Source organism: Ruegeria sp. ABV3_008, assembly GCF_056161185.1.
Genome location: NZ_JBSWYP010000001.1, coordinates 758,810 through 773,170, shown reverse-complemented (window position 1 = coordinate 773,170; position 14,361 = coordinate 758,810). Strand labels below are relative to the sequence as shown.

Here is a 14,361-nt window from a genome sequence, read left to right as displayed (position 1 = left end):
AAAAAGCCCCGGCGTGGACCGGGGCTTTTCATTTTGTGGCAGGCTGGATTAGCCCAGAAGTTCTTTGACCTTGGCTACGGTCGCTTCGGCGGTAATGCCGAAATGCTTATACAGCTCACCAGCCGGAGCAGAGGCACCAAAGCTCGACATGCCGATGAAACCTGCCTTGGCTTCGCGACCACGCTCACCCAGCAACCAGCGGTCCCAGCCACCGGCGCGAACGGCAGCTTCGATACCGACGCGGACAGCACCGGCGGGCAGAACGCGTTTGCGGTAGGCTTCGTCTTGTTCGGCGAAAAGCTCCATACACGGCATGGAGACGACGCGGGTGCCGATGCCTTCGGCTTCAAGCATCGCTTTGGCTTCCATCGCCAGCGAAACCTCAGAGCCCGTGGCAATCAGGATCGCCTGACGCTTGCTCTCGGCTTCCGCCAGAACGTAAGCGCCCTGAGCGGTCAGGTTCTTGGCTTTGTGATCCTTACGCACGGTCGGCACGCCTTGACGGGTCAGCGACAGGACCGAGGGGCTGTCCTTGAAGGTCAGCGCCAGTTCCCAGGCTTCAGCGGTCTCAACAGTGTCGGCGGGGCGGAACACATAGGTGTTCGGCGTCGCGCGGCTGATTGCCAGATGCTCGACCGGCTGGTGGGTCGGGCCGTCTTCACCCAGACCGATCGAGTCATGGGTCATCACAAAAACCGACGGGATTTTCATCAGCGCGGCCAGACGCATGGACGGGCGGGCATAGTCGGTGAAGGCCATGAAGGTCCCGCCATAGGGGCGGATGCCACCGTGTAGCGCCATACCGTTCATCGCAGCGGCCATGCCGTGCTCACGGATACCGTAGTGGATGTAGCGACCCTTGCGGTTTTCGGGCAGGAACACACCCATATCAGCCGATTTGGTGTTGTTCGAACCGGTCAGGTCAGCCGAGCCGCCCACGGTCTCGGTCATGATCGGGTTCACGACGTTCAGAACCTTCTCGGACGAGGCGCGGGTGGCCAGCTTGGGCTGATCCTCGGACATCTGTTTCTTGAAAGAACGGATCGCACCGGCCAGTTTCTTTGGCGCTTCAAACGCATAGGCGCGATTGAACTCGGCCTGTTTGCGCTCCGAGATTTGCGCGAAACGCTCTTCCCATTCTGCGCGCTCGGCGGCACCACGGGCGCCGATGGCTTCCCAAGCCGATTTTACATTGGCAGGGATTTCGAACGCGTCATGCGGCCAGCCATAGCCTTCTTTGGCGGCTTTCAGCTGCTCCTGATCTGTTAGCGCGCCGTGACCTTTCGAGGTATCCTGTGCGGCGTGACCCAGAGCGATGTGGCTTTTGCAAGCAATCATCGAAGGTTTTTTCGACTTTTTCGCCTGCGTGATCGCCGCGTCGATGGCTTGCGGATCATGGCCGTCGATCTCGATAACATGCCAGCCCGAAGCTGCAAAACGGCGCACCTGATCGGTACGGTCGGCAATATCCACGGTGCCGTCGATCGTGATGTTGTTGTCGTCCCAGAAAACGATCAGCTTGCCCAGCTCATGACGGCCGGCGAGGGTGATCGCCTCTTGGCTGACGCCTTCCATCAGGCAGCCATCGCCTGCAATCACGTAGGTGTAGTGATCAACGATCTTCTTGCCGTAATGGGCGCGTTGGATCTCCTCGGCCATGGCAAAGCCCACAGCGTTCGAGATGCCCTGACCCAGCGGGCCGGTGGTGGTTTCAATCCCGTCTACAAGGAAGTTCTCCGGGTGACCCGCAGTTTTTGCGCCCAGCTGACGGAAGTTCTTGATCTCATCAAGCGTCACATCCGCGTGGCCGGTGAGATACAGCAGCGAATAGATCAGCATCGAGCCGTGACCCGCCGACAGAATGAACCGGTCGCGGTCCGGCCAGTTCGGGGCCGAGGCGTCGAATTTCAGGTGCTTTTCGAAAAGGACAGTCGCAACATCGGCCATGCCCATCGGCATACCGGAATGGCCGGAATTGGCGGCGGCGACGGCGTCAAGGGTCAGGGTGCGGATGGCCGCAGCTTTGTCCCAGTGTTCGGGGTTTGCATTGCGCAGCGCAGTCAGGTCCACGGGCGTTGTTCCTTTGGGTTTGAAGCAGATTGCGCGCTCAATAGCATTCAGCCCTCAAAGTGCAAGCAGAACCGGGTGAAACAAGGTCGCACCGCTTGAAGAGAGCTGTCCAAGCCTTTGAAACCAAACAGTGGGTATTTTCCGTCACATTCCGCTAGACTGGGGCCAAGCGGGACCGATTCTTGATTCGGATGGTTCGGCAACAGAATGAACCTTGGTTAAGAGGTGACAGGGGCATGAGCCAGATTGAAGAGTTACAGCAACGCATTCTTGCCGCGATGGAGCGAATTGGCGCGGGCGTGACAGCCCTGCAAAATGCGCCGGCGGGCGATGCAGATGAAGGGTTGCAAGCGGCGCTGGACGATGAACGTGTTGCCAACGCACAGCTGCAAGAGCGCCTAACTTCGTTGAAGGAACGCCACGAGCAGGAAGTTGACGGTATGCGCGCCGATATGGAGGCGCTGCGTGCTGCGCCAGAGCCTACGGCCGATGTGGACGCGCTGCGGGCTGAGTTGGCCGAAGCCGCAACCAAGCTTTCTGCGGTTGAGGCTGCGCGGGCCGAACTAGCCGAGGCCAAGGCGGCACTGGAAAACACTGAGGAACTGGACGCTCTGAAAGCCGAGAACGCGCAATTGCGGGCTGATCTGGAAGGTCAGGAAGACCCGGCCGCGCTGCGGGCCGAGATTGAAGAGATGAGGGCTGCTATCTTGCGCGCTGGAGACGTCGAGGCCGAAAATAGCCGTTTGCGGGCCGAATTGGCCGATAGCGAAAGGGTGGCCGAGCTGAACGCGGAGCTGGAGATGCTGAGGGCCGAGCGTGCAAGCCACGGGGCTGCCATGTCACGTCTTGATGACGATCTGCAGAGGATGCGGCAGGCGAATGAGCAACTACGCAACTCGGTTGATGCCCTGCGCGCTGCGGCGCAAGAGGGAGTTCAGGACGCGGAGCTGTTGAATCAGGCGACTGTGGCGGAGTTGGAAGCAACGCGCGCGGCGCAAGCGACCGATGCGGCCGAGGCACGGGCTGTTTTGGCTCGCCTTGAGCCTCTGCTATCGCAGGCGAAATTGGCAGAAGGTGAGGTTGAGTAATGCCCGAAGTGACCATTCATATCGGCGGGCGCGGGTTTGACGTGTCTTGTCAGGACGGGGAAGAAAGTTTTCTGCAGGCCGCCGCGAAAATGCTGGATGACGAAGCGCAGGTGCTGTCGGATCAGATTGGGCGTATGCCCGAGTCCCGTATGCTGTTGATGGCCGGTCTGATGTTGGCGGACAAAACAGCGGCGACTGACGACAAAGTCAAAGCGCTTGAGGCGAAACTGGCGGAAACCGAGGCCGAGCTTCAAACACTACGCAGCACGCCTGCACCTGAACCCGAACGGATCGAAGTCGCTGTCGTGCCGCCTTCGGTTACGGATACACTGGCCGAATTGGCCGCACGGGCCGAAGCCCTGGCATCAGACATCGAGGAAAAAACAAAATGAAACGAGCATGCGGCTTGATTTGCGGGGCCGTGGCCCTTGTGTGTGCGTCCAAGGCAATGGCCGAGATCGACATTCTAACGGTGACGTTCAACTGTGAGAACGGCATTCCACTGCCAGTGACCTATTTCAACGCATCAGATGGCTCGGGCGCCGCGGCGACGATGGTCGACAACTCTCTGGTCGCGATGCGTCAGGTCGAGAGCGGCTCGGGCATTCGGTACGAATCCGTGGATACGAACGGAACCTATATCCTGCGATCAAAAGGGTGGAATGCCACGGTGAGCTTCCTGGCGACAAACGCCGCCAGTGAACAGGTCATTTTTCAGGATTGCTCCAGCCGTTAAAGCCGGATCAGGCGTTGGCCTCACGGATTTTGTCGGCTGCTTCCTTGTTGTAGCCGACACCATTTTCGTCAAACAACGTGTCCAATTCACCCGACAGGGTCATTTCGGTGATGATATCGCAGCCACCAACAAACTCGCCTTTGACATAGAGCTGCGGCACTGTCGGCCAGTCCGAATAGTCCTTGATGCCCTGACGGACTGCTTCGTCGGCCAAAACATTCACATCAGCGTAGTCGACGCCCATGTAGTTCAGCACACCTGCCACACGGGATGAGAAACCGCACTGAGGCATCTCTTTGGTGCCTTTCATATACAGCACCACGTCATTGGCTTTGACGGTTTCGTCGATCTGGGTCTTCACGTCGGTCATTTCGCGTTTCCTTTGCTCTTAGGCATCATAGCTTTGGCGTAATCTTGCGTATCCTTGGGGATATGGGGCTCTGCCGAGCTGATTGCACTGTCATATGATTGATAGGAGGCCTGCAGGAGGTGTTTCCCCTGTCACGGCGGCGATCCTCGCCTCGTCTTGCGCCCAGTCTTTGATTTGTTCCGCGCCAACAGCGTGATGAGCAGAACAAAGACGGAAACCGCAATTGAGATTACAATCGCATGTTCCATTCTACTCCGGCACTTTGGTGGTCAGCGCCAGAGCGTGCAGGTCTCCATCCGGGCCGTCCATTTTGCCTTTCAGGGCCGCATAGACAGCGCGTTGTTGTTGGACGCGGTTCTTGCCGCGAAAGCTCTCGTCCACGACCATGGCGGACATGTGAACGCCATCGCTGCCGCCAACCTGAATTTCCGCGTTGGGAAAGCTCTCGCGCAGCAGGGTTTCAATCTCGTGGGCGCTCATCGGCATTTAGGCTTACTCCTGAAGGTCTTTCCCAAGATGTAGAGCGATGGGAAGGCGCGTGCAAGATGTGGAAGGTCTTTCAGATATGCAAATCCCGCACCGATCAGGGCGCGGGACTATTGGTTTGTAGAAAGAGTAATGTGATCAGGCGACCGCGGTTGCAAAGCTTTGGCGGAAAACCTCAGTCAATTCGGCCAGAGGGGCTTCGGAACTGCCGATCTTGACCGTCTCGCCCGTAAAGCGACCAACCGAGGTCAGCGGGACGCCGGCCTGACCGGCAGCAATCATCAATGCCTCGGCCTGGTCAAAGTTGCAGGCGACCAGATAGCGGGCTTGGTCTTCGCCGAACAGTACCTCGGTCGAGGCATCGTCAAGGTGAACGCCAACGCCTGCTGCTTCAGCTAGTTCAAACGCGGCCAGTGCCAGGCCGCCGTCGCTCAGGTCGGTGCAGGCCTTGATCATCTCTCGGTTGGCGCGGATGAAGTCGCCGTTGCGTTTCTCTGCCTCAAGATCCACGTGGGGCGCGTCGCCTTCTTCGCGGTTGAACACCTCGGCCAGAAGGGCGGATTGACCCAGATGGCCTTTGGTTTCCCCGATCACGAGGGCCACGTGACCTTCACGCACCTCGTTTCCAATGATCTCATTGGTATGGTTGAGCAGGCCAACGGCGCCAATGGTCGGGGTCGGCAGGATCGCCTGACCGTCGGTCTCGTTGTAGAGCGAGACGTTGCCGGACACGATGGGCACATCCAGCGCGCCAACGGCGGCTCCGATGCCTTGAATCGCGCCAACGAACTGGCCCATGATCTCGGGCTTTTCAGGGTTGCCGAAATTCAGGTTGTCGGTTGTGGCCAGCGGTTTGGCCCCGACAGCGGTCAGGTTGCGATAAGCCTCTGCCACCGCTTGCTTACCACCTTCAACCGGGTTGGCGTGGACATAGCGCGGCGTCACGTCTGAGGTAAAGGCTAGAACCTTGTCGGTGCCGTGAACACGCACCATACCGGCACCCAGACCCGGCGTGCGGGCGCTGTCAGCCATAACCATGGTGTCATACTGCTCATAGACCCACTGCTTGCCCGCATAGTTGGGCGAAGAGAGCAGGGCGCGCAGACCATCAATCGGGTCGATCTGCGGGACGTCGGCCAATTCCTCAGCCTCGGGTGTCGCGACCCATGGGCGGTCATATTCCGGCGCGGTCGACGAGAGTTTCGACAGGACCAAGTCAGCTTTCACCTCGCCATTGTGCATAATCAGAAAACGGTCTTCGGCGATAGTTTCACCGACGATGGCAAAGTCGAGATCCCACTTTTCGAATACGGCGCGGGCTTGGGCCTCAAGCTCGGGCTTCAGTACCATCAGCATACGTTCCTGAGACTCGGACAGCATCATCTCATAAGCTGTCATGTTCTCTTCGCGCTGCGGGACGTTTTCGAGATCCAGACGGACACCCAGACCACCCTTGTCACCCATCTCAACGGCCGAGCAGGTCAGGCCCGCCGCGCCCATGTCCTGGATCGAGATCACGGCGCCGGTTTTCATCAGCTCCAGCGTCGCCTCCATCAGGCGCTTTTCGGTAAAGGGGTCCCCGACCTGAACGGTGGGACGTTTCTCTTCGATGGTGTCGTCGAATTCGGCCGAGGCCATGGTCGCACCGCCAACGCCGTCACGTCCGGTTTTGGCACCGAGGTAAACGACGGGCATACCGACGCCAGAGGCCGCCGAGTAGAAGATTTTATCGCTGTCTGCCAAACCTGCAGCAAAGGCGTTCACAAGGCAGTTGCCGTTATAGGCCGGGTGGAAGCGAACCTCGCCACCCACGCAGGGCACGCCGAAGCAGTTGCCGTAGCCGCCAATGCCTTCGACCACGCCGTTGACCAGCTGGCGGGTCTTGTGGTGGCCGGGCTCACCAAAAGACAGAGCGTTCATCGAGGCGATCGGGCGCGCGCCCATGGTGAAGACGTCGCGCAGAATGCCACCAACGCCGGTCGCCGCGCCCTGATAGGGTTCGATGTAAGATGGGTGGTTGTGGCTTTCCATTTTGAAGACAACAGCTTGCCCGTCGCCGATATCGACAACACCCGCGTTCTCACCCGGTCCGCAAATAACCTGAGGGCCCGAGGTTGGCAGGGTACGCAGCCATTTCTTGGAGGATTTGTACGAGCAATGCTCGTTCCACATGGCCGAGAAAATGCCAAGCTCGGTGAATGTCGGCTCACGCCCGATGATCTCGAGGATCATGTCGTATTCCTCGGGCTTCAACCCGTGGGCGGCAATCAGATCAGGTGTGATGGCTGGCTCTTGCATCCTGTTTCGGTCCCCGAGATGGCAATGTTTGGCGCCTTTTAGGGGAAGGGACCGCCGGGGGGAAGAGAAAAGGCGCTTTCTAAGCACTGTCCTGTTGCAAACTGAACAAAGGTGCAATTTGCGCGGATCGGACATAGCCTCAAATGAGGTACCGGCAAGCGACAGAGACAGCCGCGTGCCGGGTGAGTTTACTTCTGTTGGTCTTGTTGCTGCGCTTGCTGCGCGACGGCCCCAGCGGCGGCGCCGACGGCTGCCTTCTGGTCGTCACTCAGGTGTTCCGCATCATCCAGACCGGGTATGGCAACGCGCACTTCGCGACGGGCGAAGTCGATGCCGTTCTCCTTGAAGGCCGCTTTGACGCGGTTGAAGATCTCTTTGCGCAGTGTGAACTGCTTGCCGGGTTTGGCCATGAACTTGCCCCGGATGATCATGCCCACATCGTCAAAGTCGAACACACCCTGAGACTTGAAGGGCTGCAGGAAACCATCCTTGTGGGTCTCGTCCTCCATCATCTCGGCACCGATCTTCTTGAAGATCTTCTTCACCTTGTTGGGATCGGTATCGAAAGGCACGGTGAACTTCAGTTTCATGATGACCCAATCGCGGCTGTAATTGGTCAGCTTCTGAATCTCACCGTAAGGGATGGTATGCACCGGACCGCGATGGTGACGCAGCTGCATGGAGCGGATCGAGATCTTCTCGACCGTTCCGGTGGTGCCACCCACATCGACATACTCACCCACGCGGAAGGCATCGTCGATCAGGAAGAAGATCCCGCCCACGATGTCGGATACCAGCTTTTGCGCGCCGAAACCGATGGCCAGACCCAGGATACCAGCACCAGCCAGAAGCGGTGTAATGTCCAGCCCAAGCGCGCCCAGGGCCAGCAATACAAAGATCACCGCTATTGCCACCTGAGCCGTAACGCGCAGCAGCGGCAGAACCGTTGCCAGGCGCGAGCCACCAGCACCACCGCCTTCGCCAGCTTCTTCGTCCGGGCTTTGCGCGGCGGTCATCTCTTTCGCCAGTCGGCGGTTGATCCAGAGCGAGACGACCTCATTCAGAATGTAGCCGACGGCGATGATGATGAAGAACTGCACCAGTTTGCTACCTGAATCCGCGTCCCCACCAGCGATTTCCTGCAGATCAAGATCCCAGGCATTGGCAATCATCAGGATGACCAGAATACCGGCCAGAACCCGACCGATACGGATGTAACTGCGCTTGGTTGATTTATAGGCGCGTTCGGCCACCGAACCTTCGCCCTGCATCGGCGGTTGCAGATGCCGGACAAGCCCTCGGATCAGGGTGTCGAGCGCCGGGGCGATCAACAGCCAGAACATGGTGGTGAAATGCGCCCCCTGCACCAGCAGAGCCAGTGATGACGGGTTGCGCTGAGCCACCAGAAACTCGACCAGCAGCCAGGTCGCAGCCGAGACCCCAATGGCGAAGTAGGGGTAATAATGTGCCACTTCCTCGTCGAATTTGGTGTGGTCGGGGTCAGTTCCCAGCATCATCTGCGACAGACCTTCACGCGCTTTCCATGCGATTAAGCCGATATAGATGTGGATGCCTGCGTTCAGCCAGAAGCCGATACGCGTATCATCCCCCGTGATGCCGTTCAGGCTGTTGAAGTGTAGCAGGAACAGGGTGAAACCGATCAGGATCAGCAACCCGATCAGGTTGCGATGCAGGTATTTGGCCCAATGATCGTCGATATTTACCAGACGGTAATGGGGTTTGTTCGGCGCCAGCACAAAGCGTGAGGCGGCGGCACCCAGCCGTGGTATCCAGATCAGGTAGAACACAAACGGCCCGGCATAGGTGATTTGCTCGGGCGTCAGCAGGCCGCGCCCAACCGCGCGGATGACCACGTAAAAGACTACAAGCCCTGCGATTTCTCGACAGAAACGACCGAAAAGATAGCGGGCAGCGCCCCAGAGATCGCCTTCGGCTTCGGCCTCGGTCTGGACATGCCAGCGGCGGGTCAGAATCTCGAACAGTTTTTCGGCGATGAAGCCCACAACCAGAACACTAACGACCAGCCCCATCAGAACCAACGCGCCATATGAGGTGAACGTGGTCGCAAAGTTCTTGATGGCGGTGGCTTGCGCGCTGAAGAGATTGGGGACGGTCGTTATGACATGCGTCCAAGAGGCGACCATTTCGCTCCAGACTTCATTCAACTCGGTAATCGGATCCTCGCGATCCTCTGCAGCGGCTGCGTTTTTCTCGGCCACCGCGTCCAGACGCTCCAACAGGATAGAGCGGACCTGATCATCCGACATCCGTGCAACCAAGTCATCAACCTGCTCGGGCGTCAGGTCTTCCGGAATGCTAACAGGGGCAGGCGCACTGGAGGTCGACGTGCCCGCGACTTGGGCATGCAGGGGTCCAACCAGTAAAAATAGTGAAAAAATCGCCGCCAGAAGGCGGAGGGGGCTTATCATGGTTCTGTCCTCGAACACGAATTTTTAAACGTTTTTTCGGATCATAGGCAGGTGTCGGAGATTTTCCCAGAAATTTCATCGCTCTGGGCGGTGAGATTGGGGAAAACTAAAAAATGATTTTTGAATAAGCCAAAAAAAAGGCCGAGCACTAAGCTCGGCCATAGTCCAACAGGGAGGTATGAAGATGATGAGCGTTTCAGCATCACCGCCTTCGAGTGCTCATTTAGGGGTCGGTTTGTGAACGTTCAAGAAGTTTTAATCTGATCGTTCAGCATTGCTGCTATGCCGCGAGTGCATAGCTAGAGTTTACCCATCATTTTCAGTTGTTTGCGTTGCGCGATGATCTCGTCCTGAACGAAGTCGCGGAACGCTCCGACCCGCTTGGAATGGCGCAATTCTTCCGGATAAGCGAGGTATACGGGAACGTCCGCGTTTTCGATTTCCGACAGGATCGGAACAAGGTGCGGGAAGTCCTGCGTTACGTAGTCGGGCAGGACGCCTATTCCCAAATTGTGCAGCACGCCCTGAAGTACGCCGAAATAATTATTCACTGTCAGCAGGGACCCCGGATTGAAGGTCATCAGATGGCGCACCATCGCCGCGCTTGCACCCACCTGCGGGGCAGAAGGGGTCTGGCTGATCAGACGGTGTTCCTTGATCTCTTCGAGCGATTTCAGCATCCCGCCATGGGATTCCAGATACTCCTGCGTGGCATAGAGCTTCATCTGGACGGTCATCAGGCGTTTGCGGATCAGATCGGCCTGGCTGGGCTCTTTCATGCGGATGGCGACATCAGCCTCACGCATGGGCAGGTCCAGAACACGTTCCTCGAGCATCAGGTCGATGTTCAGATCGGGGTACTGTTCGTAGAGTTTGGGCAGGCGCGGGGCCAGCCATAGGGTGCCGAAGCCGAACGTGGTGGTCACACGTAGGACGCCGAACACTTCCTCTTCGCTGTCGCGGATGCGGGCGGCGGCGGCGTCCAGACGTTTGGACATGGCCGAGGTTGCATCAAACAGCAGCTCACCCTGTTCGGTCAGAATCAGGCCGCGCGCGTGGCGGTGGAACAGGGTCGCATCGAGTGATTCTTCCAGCGCGCGGATCTGACGGCTCACGGCGGATTGAGATAAATTGAGCCTGTCCCCTGCATGGGTCAGGCTGCCGGCATCGGCCACCGCGTGAAATATTCTAAGCTTGTCCCAATCCATCGCCGCAACTTTCGTTATCCTCGTGAAGCCCTATATGAAATAGGTAACAAGTTCCACAATCAAACCATGAAATCCTTGGGATTCAGGGGATAATGGCTATACAGGTCAATAATTGTGACCTAAAATGCGTGAATATAAAGCACACTGATCTGACGAGGGGAGACGTCTGATGAGTCAGCCACACATAACGCTGAACGACCGCTTCGATCTTGAAAAATCACCCGTTCTTTTGAACGGAACGCAGGCGCTTGTGCGTCTGATGCTGATGCAGAAGGCCCGCGATCAAAAGGCCGGGCTCAATACCGCTGGGCTAGTGACGGGTTATCGCGGTTCACCTCTGGGTGCGGTGGATCAGCAGATGATGCGCGCCCAGCGCTATCTGGCTGAAAGCGATGTGACCTTTCAATACGGCTTGAACGAGGATCTGGCGGCCACCGCGCTTTGGGGCAGCCAGCAGGCGGGCCTGCGCGGCGATGGCCGGTATGACGGCGTCTTTGGTCTTTGGTACGGCAAGGGGCCGGGGGTTGACCGGTCGGGCGATGTGATGCGTCACGCCAATATGGCGGGCACCGCGCAACATGGCGGTGTGCTGATGGCAATGGGGGATGACCATACAGGCGAAAGCTCGACCGTGTTGCACCAGTCGGAGTGGTCTCTGGTCGATATGTATATGCCCGTGGTCAGCCCTGCAGGCGTGCAGGAGATTTTGGACTATGGCATCTACGGCTTTGCGCTCAGCCGGTTTGCCGGTGTCTGGGTTGGTCTGAAAACAATGAAGGACACGATTGAGGTGACCTCGGTCGTCGATGGCAGGCCCGACCGGATGGGCGTCGTGATTCCCGAGTTCGACATGCCCAAGGGTGGGTTGAACATCCGCCTTGGTGATACGCCGCATCTGCAAGAGGCCCGCGTAATCGACTACAAGCGTTTCGCGGCCGAGACGTTCTCGCATGCCAACAAGCTGGACAAACGTGTCTGGGGCAAGCCGGGGGCCAAGATCGGGTTCGTTGCGGCGGGTAAAAACTGGCTGGACCTGACCCACGCGCTGTCTTTGCTGAACATTGATGAGGCCGAGGCGGAACGGCTGGGCATCACGACTTACAAGATCGGGCAGACGTTCCCGCTGGATATGGCCGGGTTCCATGATTGGGCTGAAGGACTGGATCTGATTGTGATCGTTGAAGAAAAACGCAAGCTGATCGAGGTGCAGGTCAAAGAGGCAATTTTTGACGACCGCCGGGGTCGCCGCGTTTATGGCTGGTACAAGGGTGGCGCGGGTACGCTGCATCGAGAGGAGTTGTTCCCGACACGCGGCGCGTTGGACCCGATCATGATTGCCGAAAAGCTGGGCGGGATCCTGATCGAAGAGGGGCGTGAAACGGATGGCGTTCGCGCAGGCCTCGCCAAACTGTCAGAGGCGCGACGGGCTGACAACGCACAAGAAATCGCAACGCGTTTGCCGTATTTCTGTTCGGGCTGTCCGCATAACAGCTCAACCAAAGTGCCCGAGGGCAGCCGTGCCTATGCGGGTATCGGGTGCCACTACATGGTGCAGTGGATGGACCGTGAGACCACCGGCTTCACTCAGATGGGCGGCGAGGGCGCGAACTGGATTGGTGAAGCTCCGTTCTCGACCACCAAACACGTGTTCCAGAACCTGGGTGACGGGACGTATAACCACTCGGGCGTGCAGGCGATACGCGCGGCGCTGTCGGCGGGCACAAACATCACTTTTAAAATCCTGTTCAACGATGCGGTTGCCATGACTGGCGGGCAGGGGAACGAAGGCGATTTGACGGCTGAAAGGATCGTGGCCGAGGTCAAAGCCATGGGCGTGCAGCATGTTGCGCTGGTCTATGATGAGAAGGAAGACGTGAACCTTGGGGCTCTACCTTCGGGCGTGGAAAGCTTTGAACGTGCCGAGTTGATGAAAGTGCAGGATCGGTTCCGCGAGATCGAAGGCGTCTCGGTCATCGTCTATGTCCAGACTTGCGCGGCTGAGAAACGCCGTCGCCGCAAGCGCAGTGAGTTCCCGGACCCGGACAAACGCGTCTTCATCAATACAGATATTTGCGAAGGATGCGGTGATTGCGGGGTGCAGTCAAACTGCGTCTCAATCGTGCCCAAGGAGACCGAACTGGGCCGCAAACGCGCGATTGATCAATCCAGCTGCAACAAGGATTTCTCGTGCCTGAACGGGTTCTGTCCGTCCTTTGTTTCCTTGGAAGGGGCAAAGATCCGGAAAGAGGCGACCAAACAGCTTGATCTGCCCGATCTGCCGATGCCTGATCTGCCGCAAATCAAGGGTACGCATAATGTGGTTATCACCGGAATTGGTGGCACAGGTGTTGTGACCCTCGGGGCGATTCTGGCGCAAGCGGCACAGATTGACGGCAAAGGCGCGGGTATGATGGAGATGGCCGGCCTCGCCCAAAAAGGCGGCGCGGTGCACATTCATTGCCGTCTGGCGAACAGACCGGAAGATATTAGCGCCATTCGCGTCGCAACCGGCGAGGCGCATGCGCTGATCGGCGGCGACCTCGTGGTCTCGGCCGGGGCAAAAACTCTGGGCCTGACACGGGCCGGACAGACCGGCGCGGTGGTCAACAACCACAACACGGTGACCGGCGATTTTACCCGCGATACAGAATTCCGTATTCCGGGCGAGCAGTTGGAGCTGGCGCTGCAAGCGCGGCTGAAGAACGGGGTGAGCCTGTTCGATGCGACCGATCTGGCCAAGATCGTGATGGGCGATTCGATCTACTCCAACATGATGGTCTTCGGCGCGGCATGGCAGCGCGGTACTCTGCCTGTCAGTCATGAGGCGATCATGACCGCGATTGAGCTGAACGGAACCGCCGTGGAACGCAACAAACGGGCTTTTGACGTGGGTCGCTGGGCTGTTCTACACCCGGAGGAGGCACAGGCGATACTGGCACCTTCCGTCTCGGAATTGCCCAAGACCCTGGACCAAATGATCGACTTCCGGGCGCAGCACCTGACCGACTACCAGTCGGCCCGATTGGCGAAACGCTACCGCAAGCTGGTGGACGGTATAGCAGATGAAACGCTGCGCGAGGCTGTAGCAAAAGGCTATCACAAGCTGTTGTCCTACAAGGATGAATACGAAGTCGCGCGCCTTTTACTGACCAGCCGGGACAAGGCCGCAGCCGAGTTCGACGGCGATTTCAACATGACTTTCCATCTAGCCCCGCCGATTTTTGGTGGGGAGGGTAGCAATGGCAGACCGCGCAAGCGCGCCTTTGGGGAATGGATGCTTGGACCTCTTAAACTGTTGGCCAAGTTGAAGAGTTTGCGCGGCACGCCTTTGGATATCTTCGGCTACTCAGCCGAGCGGCGGATGGAACGCGCGCTGATCAAACAGTACGAACAGGACATGAAAGAGGTACTGCCTCTGATAACGGAAGACACGCAGGATGCGATTGTTGCACTGGCCCGTTTGCCGCTCGACATACGTGGGTTTGGCCCCGTTTTGATGCAAAACGAAGCCAAAGCTGCGAAACGGCGCGAGGAACTGCTGGCGACGATCCGTAGCGGAGGACCGGAGATGCGCGCTGCGGCGGAATGAGGCGTCACAAACCTGTCACCTTCGCTAGGCAAAATCTCCGCTTAACGTATAGTGCAGGCAGTTAGT

General features: G+C 58.3%; 10 protein-coding genes. 4 read left to right on the top strand and 6 right to left on the bottom strand.

Annotated elements, in window-relative coordinates; all coding sequences use genetic code 11:
- Positions 1-48: 48 nt before the first annotated feature.
- Positions 49-2,070, bottom strand: a complete 2,022-nt coding sequence (tkt, locus tag ACXAH8_RS03870) for a transketolase (RefSeq protein WP_170665196.1) — start codon at positions 2,068-2,070, stop codon at positions 49-51.
- A 236-nt stretch (positions 2,071-2,306) separates the two neighbouring features.
- Here tkt and ACXAH8_RS03865 point away from each other — a divergent pair, with 236 nt between their 5' ends.
- Genes ACXAH8_RS03865 through ACXAH8_RS03855 form a run of 3 tightly spaced genes read left to right on the top strand, consistent with a single transcriptional unit; the run spans position 2,307 to position 3,894 of the window.
- A complete protein-coding gene (locus ACXAH8_RS03865; protein ID WP_475216175.1) occupies positions 2,307-3,158 on the top strand; it encodes a hypothetical protein in 852 nt (283 codons plus the stop codon).
- Positions 3,158-3,550 carry a cell division protein ZapA gene (locus ACXAH8_RS03860; protein ID WP_170718049.1) on the top strand — a complete coding sequence of 131 codons (393 nt, stop codon included), beginning with the start codon at positions 3,158-3,160 and terminating at the stop codon, positions 3,548-3,550. The genes ACXAH8_RS03865 and ACXAH8_RS03860 overlap by 1 nt, the downstream gene beginning before the upstream one ends.
- Entirely contained in the window at positions 3,547-3,894 is a 348-nt protein-coding gene (locus ACXAH8_RS03855; RefSeq protein ID WP_170373610.1) for an MliC family protein, read from the top strand. Before ACXAH8_RS03860 ends, ACXAH8_RS03855 begins: the two co-directional genes overlap by 4 nt.
- Positions 3,895-3,901: 7 nt before the next feature.
- Here the strand turns inward: ACXAH8_RS03855 and grxD are convergent, their stop codons facing one another.
- From grxD to ACXAH8_RS03830, 5 genes are all read right to left on the bottom strand, one after another.
- Positions 3,902-4,264, bottom strand: a complete 363-nt coding sequence (grxD, locus tag ACXAH8_RS03850) for a Grx4 family monothiol glutaredoxin (RefSeq protein WP_170548961.1) — start codon at positions 4,262-4,264, stop codon at positions 3,902-3,904.
- Between the two features lie 249 nt (positions 4,265-4,513).
- Positions 4,514-4,750 carry a BolA/IbaG family iron-sulfur metabolism protein gene (locus tag ACXAH8_RS03845; RefSeq protein ID WP_170373612.1) on the bottom strand — a complete coding sequence of 79 codons (237 nt, stop codon included), beginning with the start codon at positions 4,748-4,750 and terminating at the stop codon, positions 4,514-4,516.
- Between the two features lie 138 nt (positions 4,751-4,888).
- Entirely contained in the window at positions 4,889-7,048 is a 2,160-nt protein-coding gene (purL, locus tag ACXAH8_RS03840; RefSeq protein ID WP_475216172.1) for a phosphoribosylformylglycinamidine synthase subunit PurL, read from the bottom strand.
- A 188-nt stretch (positions 7,049-7,236) separates the two neighbouring features.
- On the bottom strand, positions 7,237-9,498 hold the full coding sequence (locus ACXAH8_RS03835; RefSeq protein WP_475216171.1) for a mechanosensitive ion channel family protein: 2,262 nt from the start codon (positions 9,496-9,498) through the stop codon (positions 7,237-7,239).
- A gap of 299 nt (positions 9,499-9,797) precedes the next feature.
- A complete protein-coding gene (locus tag ACXAH8_RS03830) occupies positions 9,798-10,706 on the bottom strand; it encodes a LysR family transcriptional regulator (protein WP_170373615.1) in 909 nt (302 codons plus the stop codon).
- Between the two features lie 169 nt (positions 10,707-10,875).
- Between ACXAH8_RS03830 and ACXAH8_RS03825 the strand changes: the two genes are divergently transcribed.
- Positions 10,876-14,295: an indolepyruvate ferredoxin oxidoreductase family protein gene (locus tag ACXAH8_RS03825; RefSeq protein ID WP_475216168.1), complete on the top strand. Its 3,420-nt coding sequence runs from the start codon at positions 10,876-10,878 to the stop codon at positions 14,293-14,295.
- Positions 14,296-14,361: the final 66 nt, after the last annotated feature.